The sequence below is a fragment of the Steroidobacter sp. genome, assembly GCF_016790065.1.
In the GTDB taxonomy this organism is placed as follows: Bacteria; Pseudomonadota; Gammaproteobacteria; order Steroidobacterales; family Steroidobacteraceae; genus Steroidobacter.
Genome location: NZ_JAEUPY010000648.1, coordinates 1 through 20,652 on the forward strand (window position 1 = coordinate 1; position 20,652 = coordinate 20,652).

Annotated in this window: 17 protein-coding genes; 13 read left to right on the forward strand and 4 right to left on the reverse strand. The window is 61.7% G+C overall.

Going from position 1 to position 20,652, the window contains the following annotated elements; translation table 11 throughout:
* From JNL55_RS26795 to JNL55_RS26805, 3 genes are all read left to right on the forward strand, one after another.
* The coding region (locus tag JNL55_RS26795) for a carboxylesterase/lipase family protein (protein WP_293861755.1) at nucleotides 1–1,515 on the forward strand (1,515 nt) is incomplete at its 5' end.
* Between the two features lie 91 nt (nucleotides 1,516–1,606).
* On the forward strand, nucleotides 1,607–3,463 hold the full coding sequence (locus JNL55_RS26800) for an AMP-binding protein (protein WP_293861758.1): 1,857 nt from the start codon (nucleotides 1,607–1,609) through the stop codon (nucleotides 3,461–3,463).
* A gap of 34 nt (nucleotides 3,464–3,497) precedes the next feature.
* On the forward strand, nucleotides 3,498–4,265 hold the full coding sequence (locus JNL55_RS26805; protein ID WP_293861761.1) for an enoyl-CoA hydratase/isomerase family protein: 768 nt from the start codon (nucleotides 3,498–3,500) through the stop codon (nucleotides 4,263–4,265).
* Between the two features lie 10 nt (nucleotides 4,266–4,275).
* Here the strand turns inward: JNL55_RS26805 and JNL55_RS26810 are convergent, their stop codons facing one another.
* The 3 genes from JNL55_RS26810 to JNL55_RS26820 are packed head-to-tail and all read right to left on the reverse strand — an operon-like array spanning nucleotide 4,276 to nucleotide 5,663.
* Entirely contained in the window at nucleotides 4,276–4,731 is a 456-nt protein-coding gene (locus tag JNL55_RS26810) for a hypothetical protein (RefSeq protein WP_293861764.1), read from the reverse strand.
* Nucleotides 4,731–5,165: a thioesterase family protein gene (locus JNL55_RS26815; protein ID WP_293861767.1), complete on the reverse strand. Its 435-nt coding sequence runs from the start codon at nucleotides 5,163–5,165 to the stop codon at nucleotides 4,731–4,733. Before JNL55_RS26815 ends, JNL55_RS26810 begins: the two co-directional genes overlap by 1 nt.
* A gap of 15 nt (nucleotides 5,166–5,180) precedes the next feature.
* Nucleotides 5,181–5,663, reverse strand: a complete 483-nt coding sequence (locus tag JNL55_RS26820) for a nuclear transport factor 2 family protein (RefSeq protein ID WP_293861770.1) — start codon at nucleotides 5,661–5,663, stop codon at nucleotides 5,181–5,183.
* Between the two features lie 121 nt (nucleotides 5,664–5,784).
* Here JNL55_RS26820 and JNL55_RS26825 point away from each other — a divergent pair, with 121 nt between their 5' ends.
* From JNL55_RS26825 to JNL55_RS26855, 7 genes are all read left to right on the forward strand, one after another.
* Nucleotides 5,785–6,576, forward strand: a complete 792-nt coding sequence (locus tag JNL55_RS26825; RefSeq protein ID WP_293861773.1) for an enoyl-CoA hydratase/isomerase family protein — start codon at nucleotides 5,785–5,787, stop codon at nucleotides 6,574–6,576.
* A 5-nt stretch (nucleotides 6,577–6,581) separates the two neighbouring features.
* Nucleotides 6,582–7,724: an acyl-CoA dehydrogenase family protein gene (locus JNL55_RS26830; RefSeq protein ID WP_293861775.1), complete on the forward strand. Its 1,143-nt coding sequence runs from the start codon at nucleotides 6,582–6,584 to the stop codon at nucleotides 7,722–7,724.
* Nucleotides 7,725–7,731: 7 nt separating this feature from the next.
* Entirely contained in the window at nucleotides 7,732–8,583 is an 852-nt protein-coding gene (locus JNL55_RS26835) for a crotonase/enoyl-CoA hydratase family protein (RefSeq protein WP_293861778.1), read from the forward strand.
* 95 nt (nucleotides 8,584–8,678) lie between these two features.
* Nucleotides 8,679–10,829 (forward strand): fatty acid oxidation complex subunit alpha FadB, encoded by a 2,151-nt coding sequence (gene fadB / locus JNL55_RS26840; RefSeq protein ID WP_293861781.1) that lies wholly within the window; start codon nucleotides 8,679–8,681, stop codon nucleotides 10,827–10,829.
* 25 nt (nucleotides 10,830–10,854) lie between these two features.
* Nucleotides 10,855–12,063, forward strand: coding sequence for an acetyl-CoA C-acetyltransferase (locus JNL55_RS26845; protein ID WP_293861784.1), 1,209 nt, complete (start codon nucleotides 10,855–10,857; stop codon nucleotides 12,061–12,063).
* Between the two features lie 11 nt (nucleotides 12,064–12,074).
* Nucleotides 12,075–14,228: a 3-hydroxyacyl-CoA dehydrogenase NAD-binding domain-containing protein gene (locus tag JNL55_RS26850; protein WP_293861787.1), complete on the forward strand. Its 2,154-nt coding sequence runs from the start codon at nucleotides 12,075–12,077 to the stop codon at nucleotides 14,226–14,228.
* On the forward strand, nucleotides 14,225–15,196 hold the full coding sequence (locus JNL55_RS26855; RefSeq protein WP_293861790.1) for an NAD(P)H-dependent flavin oxidoreductase: 972 nt from the start codon (nucleotides 14,225–14,227) through the stop codon (nucleotides 15,194–15,196). Before JNL55_RS26850 ends, JNL55_RS26855 begins: the two co-directional genes overlap by 4 nt.
* Here the strand turns inward: JNL55_RS26855 and JNL55_RS26860 are convergent.
* A complete protein-coding gene (locus JNL55_RS26860; RefSeq protein WP_293861793.1) occupies nucleotides 15,191–16,060 on the reverse strand; it encodes an SDR family NAD(P)-dependent oxidoreductase in 870 nt (289 codons plus the stop codon). The two genes, JNL55_RS26855 and JNL55_RS26860, sit on opposite strands and share 6 nt — an antisense overlap.
* Before the next feature lie 132 nt (nucleotides 16,061–16,192).
* Here JNL55_RS26860 and JNL55_RS26865 point away from each other — a divergent pair, with 132 nt between their 5' ends.
* The 3 genes from JNL55_RS26865 to JNL55_RS26875 form a co-directional block, all read left to right on the forward strand.
* Nucleotides 16,193–16,990 (forward strand): crotonase/enoyl-CoA hydratase family protein, encoded by a 798-nt coding sequence (locus JNL55_RS26865; protein WP_293861796.1) that lies wholly within the window; start codon nucleotides 16,193–16,195, stop codon nucleotides 16,988–16,990.
* 11 nt (nucleotides 16,991–17,001) lie between these two features.
* Nucleotides 17,002–19,722 (forward strand): LuxR C-terminal-related transcriptional regulator, encoded by a 2,721-nt coding sequence (locus tag JNL55_RS26870; protein ID WP_293861799.1) that lies wholly within the window; start codon nucleotides 17,002–17,004, stop codon nucleotides 19,720–19,722.
* Between the two features lie 212 nt (nucleotides 19,723–19,934).
* The coding region (locus tag JNL55_RS26875; protein ID WP_293861802.1) for a TonB-dependent receptor at nucleotides 19,935–20,652 on the forward strand (718 nt) is incomplete at its 3' end.

Here is a 20,652-nt window from a genome sequence, read left to right on the forward strand (position 1 = left end):
CGGAGCGCGTCGAACTCGATGTTTCGTACCGTCGAGACCGCGAGCGGCAAGGTGCAAGGCATCGTCGATGGTCCGGTCGTCGAGTTCCGAGGCATTCCTTACGGCGCATCGACCGCTGGCAGCAATCGATTCATGCCGCCACGAAAGCCGGCGTCATGGACGGGCGTGCGTGAGTGCTTCGGCCACGGGCCGATCAGTCCGCAAGGGTCGTTGCCGGGCTGGGATTTCCGCACCGAATATTTTCAGCTGATTTTTTGGGACCGCCACGTCGGCGGCATGAGCGAGGACTGTCTCACGCTCAACATCAGCACCCCCGGTGTGAACGACGGCGCCAAGCGAGCGGTGCTCGTGTCATTCCATGGCGGCAACTTTGACCGCGGCTCCGGCAACGCGCCGATCTACGATGGCAAGAATCTGGCGACTTTCGGCGACGTGGTGGTCGTTACCGTCAATCACCGTCTCGGCTTGCTGGGTTATCTCGGATTGGCGGAGGTCGGGGCGCCGAGTGAGTTCGCGTCGTCCGGTGTCGCTGGTGCGCTGGACATGGCGCTTGCGTTGGAATGGGTACGCGACAACATCGCGGCCTTTGGTGGCGATCCCAGTCGCGTGATGATATTCGGTCAGTCCGGTGGCGGTGGGAAAGTTGCCGCGTTGATGGCCATGCCGCGCGCTTCGGGTTTGTTTCATCGAGCAGCCATTCAAAGTGGCGGTGGCCTCGGGCTGGATGATCGCGAAGAGGCGGCCGCTAAAGCTCAGGCGCTGCTGAAACATCTGGGGCTCAGCAAGAATAGCGTCCGTCGCTTGCAGCAGCTGCCGTGGCAAGCGTTGTTAGATGCGCAATCGCAATTGGAACTGACGGACTTCGCGCCAGTGCTGGGTGGCCGCGATCTGCCGCATCACGCATTCGATGCCGACGCGCCGGTGGTATCGGCGAATGTACCGCTGATCGTCGGCTCGACGCTCGAGGATGCCGCCATGTTCGAGCGCAACTTCGATCTCGACTCGGAGGGGCTGCGGCAACGAGTGATGCAGAACTTCCCGGAGCAGGGCAGCCAGATTCTGCAGGCGTATCTCGATCACGCGGCCGGCAAGTCGCCGTTCTTGATCCAGGCACAGATCGCCTCGGATCGCAGCTATCGACGGCCGGTGTTACGACAGATCGAACAGCGTTCGCAGCGTGCCCAAGCGCCGGTGTACAACTATCTGTGGACTTGGCCATCGCCGGCTTACGACGGCAAGTTCGGCGCCGTGCATTGCATAGACGTGGCTGCGTCGTTCAACAACGCACGCGATCCAGTCATCGGCTCGGGATCGGCCATGGCCCACGAGATGTGCGCACGCTTGGCGTCGGCCTGGGTGAACTTCGCCAGGACCGGCAGCCCTCGCTCCAAGGACGGGCTGGAATGGGCGCCGTTCGAGTCCGGCCGCCGCGCCACCATGATCTTCGGCGACACGGCGCGTGTGGAACTGGATCCGAGGGGGCAGTTGCGGCGGCTTTGGGAGGGGCTGGCGTAGCAGGCCAAACGGAGGGGAATCGGCGAATCCGACGATTCCCTGGGCGCCGGCAGGGTCTATGCTTGCATGAGCTCGCATATCGACCCATGCAATGCCATCGAAGCACACCCCACGTCCTTGCGTCAGTCTGGATCAGCGGCCGGACGGTTCGCTGATCGCCACATCCCCGTTGCCGCTGCCGCCGGTGGCGCGCTCGCTGCCGCATCGGTTTGAGGCCACGGCCGAAGCGCACCCCGAACGCATTTTCATGCGACAGCGCGTGACGCTGGATGGCGAATGGCGACAGGTGAGCTACCGGCAGGCGCTACAGAGCGTGCGTGCCATCGCTCAGTGGTTCGTCGCTGACGGCGCTCGCCACGGCGACGTGGTCGCGATCATTTCCGGCAATTCCATCGAACACGCGTTGATCATGCTGGGCGCGCAGACGGCCGGCATGGCGGTGGCGCCGTTGAGTGTCGCTTACGCCTTGCTGGCCACCGATCATTCCCGACTGACTCATTGTGTGGCTCAGGTCAGCGCACGCTACGCATTCGCGAGCGATGGGCAGGCCTTCGATAAAGCGTTCAGTGCGCTGTCGGCTGCCATCCCAACGTTGCGCTTCATTGCCGCCGGGGCGTCGCCGTCCAGTGTGCAGGCAACTCCGCTCGATGAGCTGCTGGCAACTGTTGCGACGCCTGCGGTCGCTAAGGCGATGGCTGCGATCACTCACGAAAATGTGGCTCGCTTGATGTTTACCTCGGGATCGACCGGCAGTCCCAAGGCTGTGCCGCAGACTCAGGGATGCTTGGCAGTGACGGTGGCGCAGGCCGAGGCCATGGGCCTGCTCGATTTCGGCGGCGAGGGGCCGCAACACCTGGAAGCCATGCCGTTCAGCCACATCATGGCGGGCAACTTCAATTTCAATAACGTGCTGGCCGCGGGCGGCACGATTCATCTGGACGACGGCAAGCCGACGCCGCAGCTGTTCCAGCACACGTTACAGAACCTGCGAGAGATCTCGCCGCACTTCTTTCTGACCGTGCCGATTGGCTACGCCATGCTGTGTGACGCCATGGAAGCCGACGCTGGATTGTGTGCGAAGTTCTTCAAGAATCTGCGCTACATGGGTTTCGGTGGCGCGGTGTTGCCGGAGCAGGTCGCGTCCCGGCTGCAAAAGCTGGCGATGGAAGTGCGCGGCGAGTCGATTCCCATCTACTCGTTCTATGGCGCGACTGAATTCATGTTCGGCGCCATGCAGTACTGGGGTTCGGGACCCACCGATGTGATCGGCCTGCCGGTGCCTGGTGTCGAAATAAAACTCGCGTCGCTCGACGGCAAGCTGGAGTTTCGCGTGCGTGGGCCGACGCTCATGGCGAAGAGCGGTTACGTCGGCGCGTCGATTCCTCACGAGCAACTGTTCGACGAAGAAGGCTTCTTCCGGACTGGCGATGCCGTGCGCTGGCTCGATCCGCAAGTGCCTGAGCAAGGCCTGGTGTTCGACGGTCGGATCGCCGAAGACTTCAAGTTATCGACCGGCACTTGGGTGTCGGTGGCGAGCGTGCGCGTCGGAGTGGTCTCGGCTTGCGATCCTTTGATCCGCGAGGCGGTGATTTGCGGCTTGAACGAACGGTGGTTGGGTGCGCTGCTGTGGTTGAACGAATCAGCGGTGCGAGCCTCGCTGGGCATTACCGACACGGCGCTCACTGGCAACGATTTAGCGCGTGATTCGCGAGTGAAGCAGGCGCTGCGGCGGGCGTTGTCCGAGCACAACCAAAAGGCATCTGGGTCGGCTCGTCGTATCCAACGCGCTTTGATCATGGTCGAGCCGCTGGCGGCACACGCCAATGAAGTGACTGATAAGGGCAATGCCAATCAACGATCAGTGCGAACGCGCCGCGCGGCGGACGTCGAGCGCCTGTACCGGAGTGAGCCATCGAGCCATCCGGACATCGTCGATCTTGGCGATTGATAGCAGCTGTGAACGTCTGAGCGAGCAATTCAACATGCGAAAGTTTTCTGAGATTCTGACCAGTGTCGAGAACGGCGTCGGGCGCATCACTTTCAATCGGCTGGATCGACGCAATGCGTTGAGCTTGGAAGTATTCGCCGACTTGAGCGACTGCCTCGATGCGTGGCGTGAAGATGCATCGGTGGCGTGTGTGGTCATTACCGGCGGCGAAGATGTCTTCTGCGCCGGGCTCGATCTGCAGCTGCAGTCCGTATTCAATGATAAAGACAGTCGTGCGGCTTACTCGAAGGCTTGTCTGCGGGCTTACGGAACGCTATTGGACTACGCCAAGCCCACTATCGCTGCTGTCGGCGGTCCAGCGTTGGGCGGTGGCTGCGACATCGCGGTGTTCTGTGACATTCGCATCGGCGCGAACAACGTGATCATGGGCTATCCCCAGATCAAGATGGGTCTGACGCCGTACTTCTCGCCGTTGTGGCGCATCGTCGGTCTGAGCCAGGCGAAGTTGCTCACGTTCTCCGGCGACAAAGTCGATGCTCAAGAAGCGGCGCGCATCGGTCTACTCGATCGCCTGGTTGAGACCGGTACGGTAGTGAGTGCGGCCACACGTCTAGCCGAATCTATCGCGGAGACGAGCACCGAGTCCGCGATGAACAATAAGGAGATGGCGTTGCGTGCGCCGGCGATGGATCCAATCAGCGCGTTGACCTACGAGACGCTGGCTTATCGCGAAGTGATCTGGCATCCGGAAGTCGTGTCGCGGATCAATGCCGCCTACAGCCGGATCGGGCGCAAGCGCTAAGCAACGTCAATCAATCAGAGGTTGGGCTCGCTGGTCGTAGCCAGCGGCCCAACAGTGTTCTCGCGGCGAGCGACAGAGCTCGCGATTTACCATCAGTGTCGATGGCGATCTGAGTGGCTTCGGACACAGCGAAGCACACACCGTCATTGAACAGACACGTGCACCACGTGAACGAGCGCGTGCCGATGTCGACGATGCTGGTGGCACCGACCACGGTTCCTTCGAAGGCCCCAGGGCGCAGCAGGCGAATTCGCACACGACCTAGCACACTTTCATACGCGTCCGCGGCATCGGTTCCCAGCACTTGCCGCAACGGATAGTAGCGGGTGGCCTCCATCAATCGGCCAATCGCGACCTCATGAGTTTGCACGCGCCAATCCAAATCACCGTAGCGCGTGCGGAATTCTTCTCGCAGGGCGTGTCGATCCAAATCGAGATACCAGGCCGAGTCGGTCGCGTCGTTCATCACGATTTCTGGCTTCGCAGACGTTCGAGGATCGCGGTCGGCAAGTCCGCCCACTGGTGGTCGCGCTGATATGCGAGGAAGCAGTTCTGAACGCTGACGCAATGGTCGTCTTGAAAAGCAGCCGCGGCTAGCAAGCATTCGCTGGGCGAGGCCGTCAGAATCCGTAGGCCGATAACGATGGGCGAGCCATGCACGGCGCGGTGCAGATAGATGGTTTCGAGTTCGCGAACGTTCAATGTCGTGCTGACATCGTAGAGGGGCGCGCCTGGTTCGAGCCAGGTGCGGCGCCAAGCGCCGCGGGCTTCCGAGTAGTAGCCCAGCAAGGCAACGTTGTTGACGATGCCTTGATGATCGATGTCGCTTTCGCGAGTCGGCACCGGGCAAGCGAAGGGATACCAGCCAAGCTCGCGGCGCTGAGGATCTCGGACCTGCACGAGCGTGGCTCCGCGCTACTTGGCGGCCGGCTGTTTCATCAAGGACAGCAAGTAAGCGCCGCCGACCTTGTCGCCGCGCGGTGGCAGCGAACCCAGCTGCTGCATCATCTGGACGATGTCGTAGGACGCGAGGTAGCTCGACAACTTGCCGTCGCGAAACTCCAGAAAGATGTCGCAGCCGTGAGTGTCGAACTTGGCATTGGGATCGAGTTGCTTCGGGCCGCTCCCGAACTGCCGGAACAGCACCAGCGCGCGCAGCTTGTCCGGGGCAAAGAAGCGTTGCATCTCCTCGAAGCGGACGTCGTGCATGACGCTAAAAATCTTGTCGATGTAGCGCCTTACTTCGTCGTGTCCATGCAGCACGCGCGGCCAGAAGGTTTGGTCGTCCCACTGGATGTCCGGATGCAGCAGCGACAGCACGTGAGCAGTGTCGTGCGAGTTCCAGGCATCCAGCCAGCGGGAGCAGAAGTCTTCCAGAAACGGGGTGTTGGCGTTCATGGCCGGATCATAGGGCGGGCCGCGCGCCGGCAATATCGTCGGAAGCGCTGATCCGGCGCCCGAGCGCCACCGCTAGATTGCCTGACATCGACCATCGCAGGGGCCTCCAGGGAATCCGCAAGTGAGTTTTCAATACCTCAAGACCTCCGTCGAGGACGGCGTCGGCATCCTTCAGCTGGCCCATTTCGAAAAGCGCAATGCGTTGGGCTGGGAGCTGCACAACGAGATCCTGGCGGCGTTGGCGCAATGGCTGGAAGACGATGCCGTGGCCTGTGTCATGTTGGTGGGTAACGAGGAAGTGTTTTGCGCCGGCTGGGCGTTGGACGTGCTCAACACTACCAGCGGCGACGAGCTGCGACGCTTCAACGATCTGGCGCTGAAGTTCATGACCGCCATCTACGACTACGGCAAGCCGACGGTGGCCGCAGTTGCCGGCGTTGCGCCCGGCTACGGTATGGATCTCGCGAACATGTGCGATGTGACCATCGCCTCCGAGAACGCGAAGTTCGGCTCCACTCAAGTGAAGTACGCGATGAACGGCTTCTACGGCGGCATGCAGCGCAAGTGCGGCCCGATGCGCGCGCGTCGCATGCTGTTCACTGGCGATCCCATCGATGCTCAGGAAGCTTATCGCATCGGTCTGGTGGACGAAGTGGTGCCGGTCGGTCAGGTGCGTGAGCGAGCGCTGACAGTGGCGAAGCACATCGCCGAGAACGGCACCGAAATGGCCGTGGCTTTGAAGCGCATCGCGTTGCGAACACAGAACATGGATCACATCGGCGGGCTGGCGTTCGAACTGCAGCTGACGGCGGACTTGCTACAGCGTGGCCTGTTCCGTGCGCGCGTGGCTGATGGTTATCGTCGCTTGAAGGAAGGCAAGAGCCGAGCCGTCGAGCGCGTGACGGAGAAGTAGTTTCGATGATCGATACGTCGGCACGGGCTCTGTTCGATGAGCATCACACCATCTTTCGCGACAGTGTCCGGCGCTTTCTGGCGCAGGAGTTGACGCCGAACATCGAACGTTGGGAGCGAGAAAGAAAGGTAGATCGCGCCTTCTGGCGAAGCTGTGGCGACATGGGTTTGCTGTGCCCCGGTGTGCCGCAGGAGTATGGCGGCACCGGCCTGGACTTTCTGTACAACGCCATCATCGGCGAAGAGTTTGCCTACTCGGGCTGCGTCACCGCCAACAATCTGCACTCGGACGTCAACGTCGATTATCTCCTGCACTATGGCAGCGAGGCGCAGAAGCAGCGTTGGCTGCCTGGCATGGTGTCGGGTGAAGTCATCACGGCAATTGCGATGACCGAACCGGGCGCGGGCTCGGATCTCAAGAGCATTCGAACCACGGCGCGTCGCGACGGCGATGAGTACGTGATCAATGGCACCAAGACCTACATCACCAACGGACAGAACGCGGATCTGATCATCGTGGTGGTGAAGACCGATCCGGAGGCGGGCGCGAAAGGTGTGTCGCTAGTCTTGGTTGAAGCGGATCGTGCCGGCTTTGCTCGCGGCCGCCAGCTCGACAAGATCGGGCTGCATTCGTCGGATACTTCGGAGCTGTTCTTTCACGACGTGCGTGTGCCTTGCACGAACCTGCTCGGCGAGGAGAACCAGGGTTTTCGATACTTGATGTCGCAGTTGCCGCGTGAGCGCTTGAGCATCTCCATCATGTGCCAGGGCAGTGCACAGCGTGCGTTCGATGAGGCTGTGCGCTTTACTCGTGAGCGCACGGCATTCGGCCGACCGGTGCTGGACTTCCAGAACACGCGCTTCGAGCTAGCCGCGATGAGTGCGAAGCTGCAGGCGTCGTGGGCGCACCTCGACTGGTGCTTGCGCCGCCATGTCGACGGCAAATTGACTGCCGACGAAGCTGCTGCGGCTAAGCTGTTTCATTCCGAAGTGCAATGGGAGATCTGCGACGCCGCTCTGCAATTGCACGGCGGCGCCGGCTATATCAACGAGTATCCCATCGCCAGGCTGTGGCGCGATGCTCGCGTGTCGCGCATCTACGGCGGCACCAGCGAGATCATGAAAGAAATCATCGGCCGCACGCTCTGAGACAGACATGAGCAGTTTCAAGACCATTCGCTATGACGTGGCCGCCGGTATCGCCACGATCACCTTGAATCGCCCTGAGCAGTTGAACGCGTTCGATCAGACCATGCTGGAGGAGCTATGCGCCGCGCTGGATCTGAGCGATACGGACGATGCGGTGAAAGCCGTCATCGTGACTGGTGCCGGTCGGGCTTTCTGCGCCGGCGCGGACTTGTCGACGGGTAGCAAGACCTTCGACTACGAGGCCGGTGACGGCGGTGTGGCTCGGGATCTCGCAGGGCAATTCACATTGCGGGCTTATCGGAGCCTGAAACCCATCATCTCCGCGGTCAACGGGGCCGCGGTGGGTGTCGGAATCACGATGCAGTTGGCGATGGATATTCGTCTGGCGTCCACCAGCGCGAAGTTCGGTTTCGTGTTCACTCGTCGAGGCATTGTGCCGGAAGGTGCGTCCAGTTGGTTTCTGCCGCGACTGGTCGGCATGTCGACCGCGTTGGAGTGGTGCATGACCGGCCGCATCTTTGGAGCTGAAGAGGCGCATCGATCTGGATTGGTAAGATCGTTGCACGCACCGGATGAGCTTTTGCCGGCGGCCAGAGCATTGGCAACGGAGATCGTCGAGAACACCTCGGCGGTCTCGGTGGCAGTAACACGTCAGATGTTCTGGCGAATGGTCGCGGTGGATCATCCAATGAAGGCGCACGAGTTCGAAAGCCGGGCGCTTTACCATCGCGGCAAATCGGCGGATGCGCGCGAAGGGATCGCGTCGTTTCTGGAGAAGCGGGCGGCGAGCTATCCGGACCGCGTCACTCAGAATCTGCCGGACTTCTTCGATTGGCGCAGCGAGCCGCCGTTCGTCTAGAACGCAAATCGTCCAATACGACGACGCGGCGCCCGCGATGATCACGCAAGCTTTCCTAGCGACGCGCATCGTCGTGCTCCAGATCGGGTAGTGCAATGTTCTCAGGCGAGTCAGTCCAGGTTCGGCCCATCGAGCGCGGGCTCGTGGAACTGTGCTTCGACCGGCGCGGCGACTCCATCAATAAGCTCGATCGTCGCACGCTGACGGAGCTGGAGCAGGCCGCCGCTGCGATTCGTGCAGCCGATGGCGTGAAAGGTGTGTTGATCACCAGCGCCAAGAGCGTTTTCATCGTCGGCGCCGACATCACCGAGTTCAGTGCGCTCTTCGAATTGCCCGAACCGGAGCTTGCCGCCGCGAATCTCGCGATGACGCGAGCCATCACCGCGGTTGAAGACTTGCCGGTGCCCACGGTCGCTGCGATCAATGGCTTCGCGCTGGGCGGCGGCCTCGAACTCGCGTTGGCTACTGACCTTCGAGTTATCGCCGACGCCGCGCAAGTGGGCCTGCCAGAAGTGAAGCTTGGCTTATTGCCTGGTCTCGGCGGCACTGTGCGATTGCCACGCGTTGCTGGACCACAGACCGCGCTTGAATGGATTGTCAGCGGCTCACATTTCAACGCAGCCGCTGCCAAAGCTGCCGGTGTCGTTGATGAAGTGGCGTCGGCTGAAGGGCTGCGCGAAGCCGCGATTTCGGTTCTGCAAAACGCTGTGGATGGTACGGTTGATTGGCAAGCACTGCGTGCCAAGAAGTTCGTGTCGATGCCGGTGCGAACCAGCGCTGTCGATGCAGTGTTCGCAGCAGCCACGGAGCGAGCTTCCAAGCTCGTCGCAAAACATCAGCCCGCTGCGTATACCGCGGTCTCGCTCATCAGCGACAGCGGTTGGCGAGAGCGTACCGATGCGCAAGAGCGGGAGGCGGCAGCCTTCGCTCGCTTGGGCAAGACGCAAGCGGCCAGCTCGCTGGTACAGATCTTCCTCAACGATCAGCTGCTCAAGAAGAAATTCCGGCAGCACGCCGAGAGTGCGCGTCGCGTGCAACGAGCAGCCGTGCTTGGCGCAGGAATCATGGGCGGCGGTATCGCGTACACCAGTGCGGTTCGAGGCACCCCGGTGGTGCTCAAGGACATCCAGCCTGCCCAACTCGACCTCGGCATGACTGAGTCTCGTAATCTGTTGGCGCGCCAGGTGACTGGCGGTCGTATGAAACAAGAGCGGGCGGACGCGGTTCTCGCATCAATCACTACGCAGCTCGACTACGCTGGCTTCGACAACGTCGATGTGGTGATCGAGGCGGTGGTGGAGAATCTGCAGGTCAAGCACAAGGTGCTACGGGAAGTGGAGTCGCTGACTCGCCCGGACACTGTGATCGCATCGAACACGTCGAGCCTGCGCATCGACGATCTCAGCCAGCCGTTGCAGCGGCCGGAGCAATTCGTCGGCATGCATTTCTTCAATCCGGTGCCGTCCATGCCGTTGGTCGAAGTCATTCGCGGCGCCAAGACGTCGCAGGCTGCGGTCTCGACGGTCGTCGGCTATGCGGTCGCCATGGGCAAGACGCCCATCGTGGTTCAGGACGGACCGGGCTTTCTGGTCAACCGCATCCTGACGCCTTACATGCTGGCGTTCCTGCAGCTGGTTCGCGACGGCGCGGATTTCGTGCACGTGGATCGGGTGATGGAAACCTTCGGCTGGCCCATGGGCCCGGCGCATCTGAACGACGTGATCGGCATGGACACGGGCTCGCACGTTTTCGAGATCATCTGCGCTGGCTTCCCGCAGCGGCTGCGTCGAGACGAGCGCGATGCTTTGCATCTACTGGCAGGCGAGCGGCGCTTCGGCCAGAAGACCGGCATTGGCTTCTACAAATATGAGAGCGACGCCAAGGGCAGAGTCAGCAAGGCCGTGGCGGAAGATAGCCACACGCTGCTCGCCAAGGTGCAGCCGCGTGGCACGCGCAACTTCACGGATCTGCAGATCATCGATCGCATGATGTTGCCGATGATTGCCGAGGCGGCGTGGTGTTTGGAGGAGCAAGTGGCGGGCACAGCGGCCGAACTCGACATGGCGCTGCTGATGGGGCTGGGGTTCCCGCAATACCTCGGTGGCGCGCTCAAGTACGCCGACTGGATTGGGACTCGCCGCGTCGTCGATCTGTGCGACAGCTATTCGGGATTGAGCGGCAACTACACGGTGCCACCGTCGTTACGGGCGATGGCTGCGACCAACGCAAAGTTCTACGGCCGCTGATTGGCAATCTGGCGCGGGAGTCACCATGCACGAGGCCTACATCTACGATCACGTTCGCACGCCGCGAGGTAAAGGACGTCCGGACGGCGGGCTGCACGAGATCACGCCGATTCAACTCGCGACCCAGACGCTCGAAGCTCTCCGAGGTCGCAACAGGCTCGATACGGCGCTGATCGAAGATGTGATTCTGGGCTGCGTCTCTCCGGTCGGAGAGCAGGGCGCAGACATCGCGAGAGTCGCCGCCATCAACGCGGGTTACGCGCAAGAAGTGCCGGGCGTGCAGCTGAATCGCTTCTGCGCGTCGGGGCTCGACGCGGTGAATCTCGCTGCGGCCAAGATTGCTGCTGGCCATGCCGATGCGCTGATCGCAGGCGGTGTCGAATCCATGTCTCGCGTCGCCATGAGCTCGGACGGTGGCGCATGGTCGAACGATCCGCAGGTCGCCTGGAAGAGTTATTTCACTCCGCAGGGCATCGGCGCTGACTTGATCGCCACCCTCGACGGTCATAGCCGAACTGACATCGACGCGTTGGCAGTCGAGAGTCAGCGGCGCGCGACGCACGCTTGGGCGAATGGTTACTTCGATCGCTCCATCGTCCCAGTGCGAGATCTGATCGGGCAGGTGCTCTGCGACCGAGATGAGCATTTGCGACCTGGCACGAGCTTGGAATCGCTGGCGACGCTCAAGCCTGCTTTCACGCAACTAGGTGAAGACATCGGTTTCGATGCCGTGGCGCTGCAGAGATATCCGCAGGTCGAGCGCATTCGTCACATTCACACCGGCGGCAACTCCAGCGGCATCGTCGACGGCGCAGCGAGTGTGCTAATCGGCAGTCGTGAGTTCGGCCGGGCAGCGGGACTCAAACCGCGAGCCCGCATTCGTGCGTGTGCCTCTATCGGCAGCGAGCCGGCCATTATGTTGACCGGGCCGGCGGCGTGCTCGCGACGCGCCTTGCAGCGAGCCGGCATGTCGGTGCGAGATATCGATTTGTTCGAGATCAACGAAGCCTTCGCTTCGGTGGTGCTGCGTTATCGACGCGAGCTTGAGTTGTCGGCCGACATCGTCAACGTCAACGGCGGCTCGATTGCGCTGGGACATCCGTTGGGTGCGACCGGTGCAATGTTGGTGGGCACGGTGCTGGATGAATTGGAACGTCGCAATCTCAACACCGCGCTCATCACGCTGTGCGCGGCGGCTGGCCAAGCCACGGCCACCATCATCGAACGCGTCTAAAGGGGAGAAGCATGGAAAACTGCAAGCTCACGGTGGACGCCGACGGCATCCTGCTGGTCGAGATCGACGTGCCGGGACAGCCGATGAACGTGCTGGCTCCCGAAGTGTTCGAAGAGTTGAGCGCCGCGATTGGTCAAGCGACCGATGACGCACGCATCAAAGGCGTGATCCTGACTTCTGCCAAGCCGGGAGTTTTTACCGCCGGTGCCGACATCAAGACCATGGTGTCCTCGTTCGACACCGGCATGACTGAGCTGCAAGGCATGGCGATCAGCCAGCATCTGAGCCGGATGATGCGGCGCTTGGAAACCTGCGGAAAGCCGTTCGCCTGCGCCATGAATGGCTTGACCTTGGGCGGCGGCTTGGAAACGGCGTTGGCCTGTCACTATCGCGTGCTGGCCGACGATGCGATGGTAGGCTTGCCGGAAGTCACGATTGGTTTGCTGCCGGGTGCTGGTGGCACACAGCGCCTATCGCGCGTCGTAGGTATCGAAAAGGCACTGCCGATGTTGCTCACCGGGCAGCAAGTCAAAGCGGCCGATGCGTTGAAGATGGGACTGGTGCATGCCGTCGTGCCTGCAAGCGAAGTGGTCGCGAAGGCAAGGGCATGGCTGCTCGGCACGCCGAGTGCTGTTCAACCTTGGGATGTGAAAGGTTATCAAATTCCTGGTGGCGCGGGTCCGTGCTCGCCGACTGCCTTTCGTAGTTTTGTCGCAGGCACGGCACGTATCGCACAGAGCACACAACGTAACTATCCCGCGCCGTTGGCCATCCTCTCCAGCGTGTATGAAGGCACGCAGGTCACGATTGATGTCGGGCTGCGTATCGAGTCGAAGTACTTCGGCAAGCTGTTCGCCGATCCAGTGGCGCGCAACATGATGCGCACGCTGTTCATTGCCAAGGGAGCGGCCGGCAAGCTGACACGACGGCCCAGCGAGATCGAGAAGAGCACCGTTCGCAAAGTCGGAATTCTTGGCGCGGGCATGATGGGCGCTGGCATTGCTCAGTTGTCGGCGGCCGCGGGCATCGAAGTGGTACTGCTGGATGCATCGATCGAGCAGGCTCAACGCGGCAAGGAGTACTCGGTCCAGCTAGCGGAAAAGTTGGTGACGCGAGGCTCGCTGACACCGGACAAGTCACAAGCCTTGCTGGCGCGGATTCATCCGACCGTCGACTACGCGAATCTGGCGGATTGCGATCTGATCATCGAAGCGGTGTTCGAAGATCGAGCCGTGAAAGCGGAGGTCACGCGCAAGGCTGCGGCCGTATTGCCGGCGAGCGCTCTGTTTGCGACCAACACCTCGACGCTGCCCATCACTGGGTTGGCGGAAGCTTTCCCGAGGCCGAAGGATTTCATCGGGCTGCATTTCTTCTCGCCGGCGGACAAGATGCCGCTGGTCGAAGTGATTCTTGGCAAGCACACCAGCAAGATGTCGCTGGCTCGTGCACTGGATTTCGTCGCGCAAGTTCGCAAGACGCCCATTGTCGTCAACGACAGTCCGGGGTTCTTCACCAGCCGGGTGTTCAGCACCTTCATTCACGAGGCAGTGCTGATGTTGCGTGAAGGTGTGGCACCGGCGTTGATCGAGAATGCCGCACGCCAGGCTGGCTTCCCAGTCGGGCCGCTGGCAGTGGGCGATGAAGTGTCGTTGGCCTTGCAGATTCGGATCATCGAACAGAACCTGGCCGATGGGATGCCACGAACCGCGCATCTGGATCGCGTGCTCGAAGTGCTACGTCGAATGGTCGATAACTTCGGCCGCAGCGGCCGGCGCGGAGGCGGGGGCTACTATGAGTACCCGACCGACGGCAAGAAACATCTTTGGACCGAGCTGCAAACCCATTTCCCGCCGCTGGCCGTGCAGCCGGACGTGCAAGAAGTGAAGGACCGCCTGCTTTACAGCCAGGCGCTGGAAAGTGCTCGTTGTCTGGAGCAGGGCGTGGTCGAACATCCGCAGGACGCCGATCTCGGCTCGGTGCTGGGCATCGGCTTTCCATCTTGGACGGGCGGTAGCGTGTCGTTCATCGACACCATCGGCTTGCCGGTGTTCGTAGCGAATTGCGAGCGGCTCGCGGCGGCCCATGGCGAACGCTTTCGTCCCACCGCGGGCTTGAAGCGTCGGGCTGAACTCAATCATCGATTCCATGCGACGGAGAACTTGTGAAGACGCGTGTGACTGAATTGCTCGGCATTCGTTATCCCATCATTCAAGGCGGCATGATGTGGGTGGGGCGCGCTGAACTCGCAGCGGCTGTGTCCAACGCGGGCGGATTGGGCGTGCTCACGGCGCTGACCCAGCCGACGCCCGAAGCGCTGGCGGCAGAGATCGTGCGGTGTCGCTCGATGACTGATAAACCGTTCGGTGTGAATCTGACGATTCTGCCTGCGGCCAAGCCGCCGCCGTATGAGCAGTACTTGGATGCGGCGTTGGACAACGGTGTGCGCATCTTGGAGACGGCTGGCAACAATCCGAAAGAGTTCATTGCCAAAGCCAAGGCCAAGGGCGCGAAGATCATTCACAAGTGCACGACCGTGCGTCATGCGCTGTCCGCCGAGCGCAATGGCGTGGACGCAATCTCCATCGACGGGTTCGAATGCGCTGGGCATCCTGGCGAAGACGATGTCGGCGGTTTGGTGTTGTTCGCGGTGGCGGCCAAGAAGGTCAAGATTCCGTTGATCGCTTCGGGTGGCATCGGCGACGGCCGCACCATGGCGGCGGCGTTTGCGCTCGGTGCTGAAGGCATCAACATGGGCACGCGCTTCTGTGTGACACGCGAGGCACCGATTCACGACGACATCAAGCACGCCTTGGTGGCTGCGACGGAGCGCGATACCAATCTAATCTTCCGCACGCTGCACAACACAGGCCGGGTTTTCAAAACGTCGGTGTCGGATGAAGTGGTGGCGACCGAGCGTCGTCCCGGTGGCTGCGAGTTCAAAGACATTCAACCGCTGGTCTCGGGCCAGAAAGGTCGAGTGGCGCTGGAGAGCGGCGACATGAAGGCCGGGTTGATCTGGGCGGGACAGGTGGTGGGACTGATCGACGATGTTCCCAGTTGCGGTGAACTCATCGAGCGCATGGTCGCGGAATGTCGCGAGCGCCTGTCACTCGCGACCGCTGCTACCTCATGAGCGCTTGCCGAGCGCAGCGTTGAGAGAATCGGCCGTGGACTTCGGATAGTCCACGGCAGTTTCGAAAGACACGACTTCATTCCATCGCGCCAACACTGCTCCGGCGGTCAGCTCTGTCTTAGGCAAGCGCAAGCCGCCAGAGCGTTGCCAACGCAGGCGTGATGCCCAGCCGCCGCCTGCTTCGATGACCGCACCGTTCTCACGTGAAGACGAGTGCACGAGTGCCAACACGAAAGGGGAGACCAGGGCCGTGTCCAAGGCTGCCTTCATTTCCTCGTCGAACACGCCTTCGGTCATGCCGGTCAATGCCATCGGCGCGATCGCGTTACATAGAACGTTTTTGGCCGCGCCTTCGATGGCGAGCGTTTGCATGAAGCCGATCACGGCACCTTTGGCTGCGGCATAGTTGGCCTGGCCGAAGTTGCCATGCAGCCCGGCGCCGGAAGTCGTCAGCACGATGCGGCCGCCACCTTGCGCCAACATGTGCGGCCAAGCGGCTTTGACACAAGCAAACGCGCCGTTCACATGGATGGACAAGACTTCCTGCCACTCGTCCTCGGACATTTTCGCGAACGACCGGTCGCGCACCACGCCGGCGTTGACGATGAGACCATCGATGCGACCGAAAGCATCCACAGCGCGAGCAATCAAAGCGCTGCCATCGCGCACATCGGCAACGCAGCTGACAGCTTCGGCGCCGAGGGCTCGAAGTTCCGCCGCGACATCATTGGCGCTTGTCCCCCGGCCACCTACGACGACGCGTGCGCCGCTACGTGCCAGATCGAGGCAGTACTGTCGTCCCAGGCCGTTGCCGCCACCGGCGACGACGATGACTTGCTGATCGAAACGAAGGTTGGATGCCATGGACGGGAACGTGGCCGGGAGTGGCGAACAGCCTAATCCGGCCGCCCCGCGGATTCATCGGCCGATCCGACGATGCCGAGCGCGGCGAAAACCATTAAGGTGTGCCCTCGGCATCCGGTCGGGGGAAGGACCATGCAACTACAAACACTGAAGGTCCAGATCGACGCCTCGGTGGCCTGGATTTGGCTGAATCGCCCGGAGCGCGCCAACGCCTTGAACGCAGAGTTCTGGCGCGAATTCCCGCAACTGCTGCAATGGGTCGAGCAGCAGCCGCAGGTGAAAGTCGCGGTGTTGGCCGGCGAGGGCCGGAATTTCTGCGCCGGTGCGGATATCGAACTGCTGGCCACCCTGGCGGAAGTGGGGTCGGCCGGAGAATGTGCGGCCACCGCCCGCGAAAACCTGCGACGCGAAATCCTGCATCTGCAGGATGGCTTCACCGCCATCGAACGCTTGCGAGTGCCGCTGATCGCCGCCATTCATGGCGCTTGTGTCGGTGCCGGTGTCGATTTGATCGCTGCTTGCGATCTGCGTTACAGCAGCGCCGATGCCAAGTTCAGCATCAAGGAGATCGACTACGCCATCGTGCCCGATGTGGGCACTTTGCAGCGTTTACGTCATGTGATCGGCCTGCCGACGCTGACTGAGCTGGCCTACACCGCCGAAACGTTCCAGGCCGACAAGGCGCGGCAGATCGGCTTGGTCGGCGCTGTTCACGAGTCGCGGGAGGTGCTTTATGACAAGGTCCGTGAGCTCGCCAATGTCATCGCTTCCAAGTCAGCGGTGACGGTACGGGGGATCAAACACAACCTGCTTTATTCACGTGACCATGATGTTGCCGAAGGGCTCGAGCATGTGGCCACTTGGAATGCGTCAATGCTGCTGTCGGACGACTTGCGACAGGCATTGAGCAGCGCCCGCCGGCGCAGCTAGACTTGGCTGCGATGAACGATGCAAAGTCGGAGAACGCCGCTCCGGCGCCTGTCTCCGCGCCGCCGCCGCGTTCGGTCATAGCTGCCAAACTCAATCCGCCGCTCGCGTCGCCGTTCGAGATCGCGCGAGAGCAGCTGTGCGATCAAATCTTTTCCGCCGGTGGCGCGCGACTGGTGTTGATTCGAGCCGCCGCTGGCTTCGGCAAAACCACACTGATGCGCCAGGTTCGGCAACGCTGCGACAGCAGTGGGCTGGCGACCGCTTGGTTGACTTTGGATGCCGCCGACAACGACGTCGGTCGGTTGTTGGCGGGACTGACAGTCGCGTTACAGAGTGTTTTGGTCGATCGCGTCGACGCGACGGCTGCCGCGAACGCGTCGCAGCCCAACGAGCTGGCCGTCGACTTGATCGAGCGTATCTCGGCGCAGCCGCAACCTTTCGTATTGTTTCTCGATGAGTTCGAGCTGGTGCACAGTGCCACCGTGCTCAGCCTGGTGCGACAGATCGTGGATCACCTGCCGGTCGGTGCGCAGTTAGTCATCGGTTCGCGCACCATTCCAGCGTTGGCTTTGGGTCGCTTGCGTGCGCAAGGCGCGTTGCTGGATATCGAGCCTAGCCAGCTGCGATTCACTGAGCTGGAAGCCAACGACTTTCTGCTGGCGCGTCGTAATCTCAGATTGTCGGCGCACGAAGTGACGCGCTTATTACAGCGGACCGAAGGTTGGGCGGCGGCGCTGTGGCTGGCATCGCTGGCGCTGGCTCATCACAGCAGCCCGGCCGAGCTCATCGATAATTTCTCAGGCTCCGACAATGCCATTGCCGAGTATCTCACTGAGGATGTGCTGGCCCGGCAGCCGGCGGATATTCGTGACTTCCTATTGCGTACGAGCATCCTTGGCGATTTCAACGCCGCGCTATGCGATGCGGTGTGGCCTGGTGGTGGCAGTCGCTCGTTGCTGGATCGTCTCGAACGCTCGCATTTGTTTCTAGTGCCGCTTGATCGGGAAGGCACCACGTATCGCTATCACAGCCTGTTCGCTCAGTTCTTGCGGACCCGGTTGCATAGTGAACATGCGGAGGATGTGCCGGGACTGCATCGAGCGGCGTCGCAGTGGTACCAAAGCGAGAACCGTCAGGTCCCGGCCATCGAGCATGCGCTGGCTTCGGGAGATATGAGCTATGCGCTGCCGCTGCTCGAACAGAACTGCGTGCAGTTGCTGACCGATGCTCGCATGCGTTTGTTGGTTCGCTGGCTCGGCAAGGTGCCGCCTGACGCGCTGCTGGCCTATCCAAAGCTACGCATCGTGCATGCGTGGGCTGCGAATTTCACCAAGGGCCCGCGCGAGGCCATGAAGCTCATTCAAGCCATCGGCGAACCGCCCGGGCTGGATGAAGAATCAACCGCGTATTTGCTGGCGCTGCCGCCGGTGTTGTTGTCATTGATGGATCGTGCGCAAGAGGCCTATGTGTTGGGTCGCGCGAACTTGAGTCGCATGGCGCAGCCGTCGGGATTTGCTCGCGGCATGCTTGCGAACTCGTTGGCTACTGACTGCATGGTTGCGGGGCGGCTCTCCGAGGCGAAAGAATATCTCGACGAGGTGCGCCGTTCTCAGGTGCCATTCGGTGTCACCTTCAGCGTGGCGTTGGCGGATTCGTTGGAAGGCGGAATCGATCTGCTCCGCGGCGAGTTGAAGCAGGCGACCTCGCGCTTGCGAGCGGCGATGAAGCCGGCGCAGTACGATCGACCTAATGCGCTGGCCGGCGTGCTGCTGGCAGAGGCGTTGTACGAGGCCAATGAAATCGATCAGGCCGAACGCTTGCTGAGCATGTATGTGCCGTTGATCAAGGATGGCGGCTTGCCCGATCAACTGATCAGCGGTCACGTGCTGCTGTCGCGAATCGCCGGCGGTCGCGGCGATTTCGATCAAGCGTTCCAATTGATCAGCGAACTGGAGCATCTGGGCTATCGGCTCGAATTGCCGCGAGTGTTGGCCAGCGTGAAATTGGAGCGAGCGCGACTGGCACTGGCGCGTGGTGCCATCAACGCGGCCTGGACCGAAATCGATGCCGCTGCCGACAGCGTGTTGTGGGAGCGGGTGGCGCGCTCTTCGATGGTCGCCAACGACGTCGATACCTACGAGATCGGCAAGCTGCGTTGGATGATTCGCGCCGGCAAGTCATCCGAGGCATTGCCTCTGGTTGCCGCACAGTTGGCTACGGCTGAGCGTGACCAGCGTGTGCGTCGCATGCTCAAGCTGCGAATCATGAATGCCGAGGCCTTGCATGGCGTCGGCCAACATCGCGCGGCCATCCATGCCATCGGTGTGGCGCTGGCGCTGGCCGGCAAGGAAGGCTTCATTCGCACCTTCATCGACGAAGGCGTGGTGGTGGCCGGCTTGATTCGGGAGTGGGGCAGTTTGCATCCGGCCGCAGCCAACCGCGATCATGACGTGCCGCGGGAATTCTTCGAGCGGTTGTCCACCGCTATCGGCCCGGCTTCCGGACCGGCACCGTCGACGGCAGAGCGCCCCTTGCCGGAGGCACTGACCCGCAAGGAGCTCGAAGTGCTGACCTTGGTGGCCGATGGGCTGTCCAACCAAGCGGTGGCCGACTCGCTATTTCTTTCCGAAGCAACCGTTCGGACTCATCTCAGAAACATTCACGCCAAGCTCGGCGTCCGCAGCCGGGTACAAGCGATTGCAGTAGCGCGTCGGCACGGCCTGTTGAGCTGAGCCGAGCCGGACGACGTCGTCGGAATCGCTGGTCGCGCCCAGCAAACTCGTCGTTTCTGCCGATGTCGCCCCGAGTCGCCGCGTACATACTCCAAATCACGGCAAGCGTGGTCTCAAAGTCCGGCGCCTACCTCACGGCCCGCCCTGCCTCACGATATATAAGCTACCGCTCCAGTGGAGGCACGATGATTCGGGGGATCAGAACTACTCACATGGCCGCTTTGGCGGCGTTGCAGCTGCTAGCGCACCAATCGGTGGCACAGAACGCTGCGTCCGGCCTGGAAGAGGTGGTGGTCACGGCGCAGAAGCGTTCCGAAGACATCAACTCGGTGCCCATGTCGGTCACGGCCATTTCCGGAGACCAGCTGCAGGCGCTGGGTATCTCGGACATGTCGCAGCTCGCCAAGAGCGTGCCGGGCTTCACCTATGCCGATAGCAGCTACGGCACGCCCATCTACTTCATTCGTGGTATCGGCTTCTTCGATACCAGTCTCGCGTCCAAACCCACTGTCGGCGTGTACGTCGACGAAGTGCCGCTGGCATTTCCGGCGATGACGCTGGGTGCGGTGTTCGATCTGGAACGAGTCGAAGTATTGAAAGGTCCGCAGGGCACGTTGTTCGGCCAGAACGCCACCGGCGGCGCCATCAACTACATCGCGGCCAAGCCCACCGACGCATTCGATGCTGGCGTCGATGTAGGTGCCGGCAACTTCGGCAGCTACGACGTGGGCGGCTTCATCAGCGGCCCGTTGAGCGACACGTTCCGTGCTCGAGTCGCCGTCAAACATTCGCAGAGCGACGGTTGGCAAAAGAGCACGACCCGGCCCGGCGACACGCTCGGTGCCAAAGATTTCACTCAGGCACGCATGATTCTGGAATGGCGGCCGATAGACGCGTTGACCTTGTCGTTGAACGTCAACGGCTTTCTCG